The following is a 6,443-nucleotide window of genomic DNA, read 5'->3' as shown; positions in this document are numbered from 1 at the left end:
TACGATATCCTCATCGGCATGCTCTGGACGCGAATTGGCACCGCGACTCCACGCGCCGGATCGGGTACTCTGGAGGAATTCGAGAAGGCCATGAAGCGTCACCAGGAGCAACCGGGCAGTATCGCGATCATGTTCTATTTCAAGGACGCGCCGGTCGCACCGAGCCAACTCGATCCGGACCAACTAAGGGGAGTCTCTGATTTCAAGGCGGGTCTAACCTCGCGCGGATGTCTGCACTGGTCGTTTCGGGACAAGGACGAACTAGCGCAGTATCTGCGGCTTCATATCCCCCGCGAAATCGCACGTTTGAGCGAAGCTGTTGCGGCGAACGGGCTTAAAGGTGCCTCGTCTTTGGCACCGAGGCCTGAGTCAATTCCACTCCAGGATGAGGAAGGATTCCTCAATCTCATGGAGCGTGTAGTGGATGGAGTCGCAACTAGCGGTTCGGTGCTGCAGCGCCTAAGCGCTGATACCGCCGCGCTTGGCGCCGTGATCGAGAAGCGAACTGCCGAGCTTGTTGCGCTCCCTCAGCGGCACGGCCAGCCCGACTTCCGAGGGGCGAAACGCATTGCCGATAGCGTGGCGTCAGAGCTCGACGCTTATGCCGCACGAATGGAAGCCGACGTTCCGAGACTCTCGTCTACCTACGACCAGGCCTTTGACGCCCTTGCCCGTGGGATTGCGATGTCCCTCGAGGCAGGCGCCCCAACTCCGGTGGAGCTGACCACGGCATTTAGAGGCCCTGAGTCGCTAGCATCAGCCATCGCCGAGGTCGAAATCAAGGTCGGACAGTTCCGTGCAGTGCTCACCAACATCCCGCGCGCGACAACAGATCTGAATCACGCTCGACGGCGCGCGGTTAAGGCTCTGGACTCTCTACTCTCGGAGTTCAAACGTATGAGACTCACTGCCCTGGAGCTGCGGAACGTAGTGGAGGGGCGCTCCTCCTAAGGCGTCCAGTCCGTCGGCCCGCGACGATGTGAGCGGTCGGGAAAACCGGTATCACTTTATTCTTGGAACAAGAACCCGTGGGGTACGCTCGCCGCGCCTCGCTGCTTCGCGGGCCGGGGCAACCGTGACGTGATGGCCTAGACGGGACCGCTGGTTACGGGCACGGGTTCGTATTCGGCCTCACGTTCCCGTGCGAGTCGGCCCCGAGGCTCCACCCGGTGCCGTTCTGCATCCCGGTGATCAGCACGAAGCTCACCCTGGACGCGTGGCATCTTGAATTGGCGGTCGGGCCCTTCTTCGCGACCGTGCTACGAACCTGTGTGACGCAACCTGCAGCTTCGAAAATCGGTGCGAAGCTATTTGAAGAGCTCCTGCTTGCGGGCTGTCTCATGTGCCTTCGCGAACGCCTCGCGCAGACCGTATAGCAGCTTCTGAAATCGCCGCACCTCCGACATTTCGAAGAAGATAGTCGTCTTGGTGAATTGGTTGTCCCTCGATATCATGTCTACGACCAGGTTCACTTGCCCTGCGGCGATCTTCGAGTAGAACCGCAGAGCCATTTGATTCTCCTCAAACGGTGCTCCCGTCCTCGCACAGATCCGCTGCTCGTCGGACCCGACGCAGGTTATGCCCTTGTAGGTATCCGCCTTGTTCTTCCGGGCAACGTCAGCCCACTCCAGCGCCTTCACAAGAGCAGCCGTGAGCGCTTCCCGAACATCAGGCGTGTACTGAACCACCACGAGCGCATCATCGAGTCCGGTCTCTCCTTTGAAGAACACCCACTCGCGGCCATCGTCAGTAACGGTGACAGAGACCTTCAAGTCTCTAGAAACCCAAGTCTTGAGGAGATCGCTGTATGCGAAACCCTTGATGGGGGGACCGGCCGAATGGAGGGTCTGGGCGTGCGCGGGCGCGATGTACGTCAACAGAAAAGCGCTCAAGAAGACGCCAACGGCTATACCTCTCGGTCTCATTGTAGCCCTCACTTGTGGAGTCACGGACACGCGTTCGTGTTCGTCCTCCCGTTCCCGTGCGAGTCCGTCCCCAGGCTCCACTCTGTCCCGTTCTGCATGCCGGGCCCCGTGGAGCGGGCGGCGTTCCTCCGGTTCGCTTCTACCTTTGCGGGTGTTGTCATGTTCCCAGCTATGGCACCTTCGGGAGCTCGAAATTGGGGTTCCTCTCCGAAAAGTGTGAAGGCTCCGTAAGTGGTTGAAATGCAAAGCGCATCGGCTGTCCGGCTACCCTTCGTGGGTGTGTATGCCTGCGAAAGGAGGGCCGGGACCGATGCGCCTGGAGACTTGTATCAGGAAGGGGCTCCGCTTGAAAGCCCACCGCGTGCGGGAGGTCCGGGAGGAAGCCGGGCATCTTGTCGCGGAGATCGAGCGGATCGAGGGGCGGCAGCTCACGTGTGGAAGGTGTTCGCGGCGAACGCGACGCGTTCACTCGCGCCGCCCTCGGAGGCGGTGGCGCGATCTGCGCGTGCGGGATCAAACGCTGGTGCTGGCCTACAGCCCGTGCCGAGTGTCGTGTCAGGCTTGTGGACCTCGAATCGAGCATGTGCCTTGGGCCGACCCGTGGCAGAGGATCACGAGGGCCTTGTCTTTGGCGCTCGCTCGGCTGTCGCGAGAATTGTCCTGGAAGAAAACGGCGATGCACTACGGGGTGGACTGGAAAACCGTGGCGGCGGCGGTGAAGAGCGCCGTAGAGCGCGGGCTGAAGCTGCGCCCGTGGAAGGCCCTGAGAGTCATCGGAATCGACGAGGTGTCGCGCAGCAAGGGGCAGCGTTACCTGACGCTTGTCTACGACCTGGAGCGAAGTCGGCTGGTGTGGATCGGAGAGAACCGCGACGCCGACACGATGAAGCGGTTCTTCGAGTGGCTGGGTCCGCGTCGAGCGCGTTCGATCGTGATCGTCTGCTGCGACATGTGGTCGGTCTATCTGGCCGCAGTGCGCGAGAAGCTGCCCCGGGCGATCGTCGTCTTCGATCGTTTCCACGTGGTGCAGCACCTGAACCGTGCCGTGGACGATGTCCGTCGCGAGAGTTGGCGTCGGCTGACGGGCGAGGAGAAGAGCGCCTTCAAGCGCACTCGCTGGTTGTGGCTGAAGAACCCCTGGAACCTCGTGCGCGAAGAGAAAAGGCGCCTGTCGGCGCTCTGTCGCCGGAATCAGCCGATCGTCCGTGCCTACTACCTGAAGGAAGCGTTCCAGAGATTCTGGGACTACAAGCGTCCGGGCTGGGCCGAGCCCTACCTGAAGCAGTGGCTCTGGTGGGCCAGCCACAGCCGACTCCAGCCCTTCAAGAAGTTCGCCCGGATGATCCGCGAGCACCTCGACGGCATCCTGGCCTGGACCCAACTGCGGGTGTCGAACGGCGCCCTCGAAGGAATGAACAACAAGGTGAAGGTCGTCAGCCATCGCGCCTACGGCTACCGCACGACCCAGACCTACATCACCGCCATCTGGCATGGGTGCGGCGACCTCCCTCTCGAGTGATCACACTTTCAGGAGACGAGCCGAAATTGGAGAGGAGGAGGTCCACAGTCATGAAGAAAATCAGGACGATGGCTCCGATCGACATTATCCAGAGCCAGACAAAACGGGCCTCCGTCTTGGCTGATTCCGCGGGAACTTGGAAGAGACGGGCCATGCAGTAAACGGCGACGATCAGACCGATAGTCTTAAGCACGCTCCCTCCCCTTCACCTTCGTCTTACTCTTCAGTCCCATAATGAGCGTTTGGGGACTCATTCCCTTCGGGGTCAATCGCGGCGGACGAGCGGGTAGTAGCAGCAAACCGTTTTCGGCCATTTCCACCCGCAGGCATTGGGGCCGGACCCGCAGGTCTTCGGGCCTCCATGGTCAATCGCGTCCACGGGGGTCGCGGCCAACGTCAATTGCGTCTCCCTCGCGCAGTCCGTGAAAAGATACCAATGTCCGTTTGTGAACGCCTGCATCTCGCTCCCCCGGCATCTGAGGTCTCCCTGGGCCGGCGGCTTCTCCGCCGGGAGGTATGTGTAGCTGTTCTCGTAAACCCATGCGGCCAGAACCGCGAGGAGCACGCCGATGAGCGCGACACCGGCCACGATGGCCCCGCCGACTAGTATTCCTTTGTGTTTCACAGTGTTCTCTGTTCACCCGGCGATGGAAGACCTATCTGCCTCCGGTATCCGGCCGTGTGGGCCTCCACGTCCTCGATGTCCACTTCTCAAAGCGCACGAATCACTTCATGGCGTGATTTCCGAGGCGCAAGCCGGTAGGACCGCCGGGTCCCTCCCGCTCAACATCCCGCCGCTCGTCTTTCTCCCGTACCTCGTCTGCCCCTGGTACGTCGTCGCGGTGACGTAGTAGTAGCCGTGGCCGGGTTGCGGCGTCGGAAGGGTGTCGGGCACGGTCAGGTAGTCGCCCCGAGCGGGCGGTGCGGCGGGGCAATGGCATTGCAACCCGTGGGCCTGCCACCAACTCCCCACCGTGGACAGGTCACCCCAGTACGTGTCGAAGTAGTCGGCACCGCCCATGCCTTCCGGAATGGCCGGGACCCTAAACGAAAGCGTGGACGTCGATGGGGTGTAAGTCTCGAAGATGTCAAGCAGTTTGGCAAAGCCGTCGATTGCGGCGATCCAGCGTCGCCCACTGCTCGCCAACGGGACGAGCAGCCGGCCGTTCACTGCATCAAACTCGATGCCACCGGCCAATTCTGGAGAATCGTAGCCGATGCCGGCCTCGCCGTCGATGCCAACGATGTGATCTCCGCCGCGCGTCTGGACGAACCCAATGACCGTCTCAGTCAATCCGTTGTAGCGTCGGACTTCGACGTAGTCGTTGAGAAGCTGCGGGTAGCTGTCGTTGGAGCCAACGACCGTGATGAGCGCGCCCGCGTTGTCGATCACTCTGTTGGCACCGCGCTGATGCATCGGCCTGGAGATGGCGGCGCCGAACGGGCTGTAAACCCCGCAGGAGTAACCGGGTTGCAGAAACACCCAATCGCTGCAATCCAGCGGCTGCCCCGGCTCACTGGCCCAGGCCCCCAAAGCCGCGACAAGCACGACGATCCCAAGGAGAGCGACGAGTTTCATGGAGGGTCCCTCCTACCGTCGCCCTCTTGTACACCCGTTTCCACTTCGGCAGAAGTAGTGGCCGTATCCTGGTCCTCGTGACCCGGCGTTCCTTGCATGGTGCAGAGGAGGCCCCCGCGTCGCTGCGCTGCTATCCTCTTGCCGACAGGCCCGGGCAGGGGCGCTCTGCGGCCCGCAAATCCGTGTGGATCTTCGTGATGCGTTTCCGCAAGAGACTCGGGGAACTGGCCGAGGACGCGGTGCAAGCCGCGGTCGAGGCGGCGTTTTCACCGGATTTTGTCTTCAGGTCACCGAGGCACGAGGGTGGCAATGAGGTCACCGACGTGCTCGTGCTCTTCGGCGACGTGGCCCTGGTGATCCAAGCGAAGGCGAAGACTTCGGACACGCGCGACCCAACGGCTTGGGCCGCGAAGAACCTCAAGAAGGCGGTGAGACAGCTTCACGGCGGGATTCGTGCCCTGCGCACGGGGCGAGTGCGGTACGTAAGCAACCAGAGAAGAACCCGGGTCTTGTTCGACGCGACGGAACACAGATTCATGTATGGCCTCGCGGTTCTGCACCATGATTCTCCTCCGTACAAGGCCGGAGATCTCGTATCGAGCGTGACCACGGCCGCCTTCCCGATTCACGTCTTGTCGTACAGCGACTTCGCCAATCTTGCGTCCTTCCTCGATACGCCATGGGACCTCATTGACTACCTTGAACATCGTACCGACGTACTCGTGCCGACGCTGGACCCGAGGGTTCATGAGGAGGAAGACGTCTTCGAGTACTACGTTGACCGATTCGAGGAGATTCATGCGGTTAGGGCGAGAGGCCGAGGCGATGAGTTCACCGTCGAAGACGCACGACCAACAGCTGAGTTTTGGCGAGGTGTGCTCGCGGGGGCGATCGATGTGCTCCCTGGTCGGATCATCGACATCCTCATCGATCGCTGCCACGATATCGATCCCGATCTCGAGCCGCTCGAGGTGGGCGGCGAGCGTATCGAAAGCGGTGGAAGGTCCTCACATGCGATCATCGCCTCAACCCTAGCGGCGATTCCGCGCGCGCGGCGGGTTGCCCTCGGGAAGAGGGCAGTTCGGCTGGCCTCTGGGGTCGCGAAAGCGCAATGCACAGACTGGTTCCTCACCTGCAGCCGTCGAAGGGATGATTGTCTACTGTACGTCGTGAGTCCCCTACCGAAGGACAGGCGGACGGAACGACGTGGCGAGCTCCTCCGACTGACGTCGTTGGCAAAGTCATATTGCCGGGTCAGCAAGGCGATCGGGATCACCACGACGGCGCCAGGGGAAGGGGGCGGAGCCGAGGATTACGTATTCCTCGAGCGGCCCGAACCCGAGCCTAGGCAAGAGATTGTCGAGGCAGGTCGGGAACTTTTCGGCGAGCTTCGGAAGCGGCTGGTGGACAAGTAGGCACA

Annotated in this window: 6 protein-coding genes; 3 read left to right on the top strand and 3 right to left on the bottom strand. The window is 61.7% G+C overall.

Going from position 1 to position 6,443, the window contains the following annotated elements; genetic code table 11:
* Positions 1 to 951: hypothetical protein (locus LAO51_01665; protein ID MBZ5637444.1), on the top strand; the 951-nt coding region annotated here is incomplete at its 5' end.
* Positions 952 to 1,307: 356 nt separating this feature from the next.
* On the opposite strand, the gene LAO51_01660 is transcribed toward LAO51_01665, so the two are convergent.
* Positions 1,308 to 1,877 (bottom strand): hypothetical protein, encoded by a 570-nt coding sequence (locus LAO51_01660; GenBank protein ID MBZ5637443.1) that lies wholly within the window; start codon positions 1,875 to 1,877, stop codon positions 1,308 to 1,310.
* Positions 1,878 to 2,235: 358 nt separating this feature from the next.
* Here LAO51_01660 and LAO51_01655 point away from each other — a divergent pair, with 358 nt between their 5' ends.
* Complete coding sequence (locus tag LAO51_01655) at positions 2,236 to 3,444, top strand: ISL3 family transposase (protein MBZ5637442.1); 1,209 nt, start codon at positions 2,236 to 2,238, stop codon at positions 3,442 to 3,444.
* A gap of 265 nt (positions 3,445 to 3,709) precedes the next feature.
* Here the strand turns inward: LAO51_01655 and LAO51_01650 are convergent, their stop codons facing one another.
* Together LAO51_01650 and LAO51_01645 are read right to left on the bottom strand one after the other, a co-directional pair.
* A complete protein-coding gene (locus LAO51_01650; GenBank protein ID MBZ5637441.1) occupies positions 3,710 to 4,069 on the bottom strand; it encodes a hypothetical protein in 360 nt (119 codons plus the stop codon).
* A 105-nt stretch (positions 4,070 to 4,174) separates the two neighbouring features.
* Positions 4,175 to 5,023, bottom strand: a complete 849-nt coding sequence (locus LAO51_01645) for a hypothetical protein (protein ID MBZ5637440.1) — start codon at positions 5,021 to 5,023, stop codon at positions 4,175 to 4,177.
* 197 nt (positions 5,024 to 5,220) lie between these two features.
* Between LAO51_01645 and LAO51_01640 the strand changes: the two genes are divergently transcribed.
* Positions 5,221 to 6,438 (top strand): hypothetical protein, encoded by a 1,218-nt coding sequence (locus tag LAO51_01640; GenBank protein MBZ5637439.1) that lies wholly within the window; start codon positions 5,221 to 5,223, stop codon positions 6,436 to 6,438.
* Positions 6,439 to 6,443: the final 5 nt, after the last annotated feature.

It is taken from the genome of Terriglobia bacterium (assembly GCA_020073205.1).
Lineage (GTDB): Bacteria > Acidobacteriota > Polarisedimenticolia > Polarisedimenticolales > JAIQFR01 > JAIQFR01.
Note: the sequence above shows the minus strand (reverse complement) of the source record. Positions and strands in the feature narration are given on the sequence as shown.

Bases quoted from the DNA above. Each gene is read 5' to 3' on its own strand.
- LAO51_01655 (MBZ5637442.1), top strand. From the start codon at position 2,236: ATGCGCCTGGAGACTTGTATCAGGAAGGGGCTCCGCTTGAAAGCCCAC.
- LAO51_01645 (MBZ5637440.1), bottom strand. From the start codon at position 5,023: ATGAAACTCGTCGCTCTCCTTGGGATCGTCGTGCTTGTCGCGGCTTTG.
- LAO51_01640 (MBZ5637439.1), top strand. From the start codon at position 5,221: ATGCGTTTCCGCAAGAGACTCGGGGAACTGGCCGAGGACGCGGTGCAA.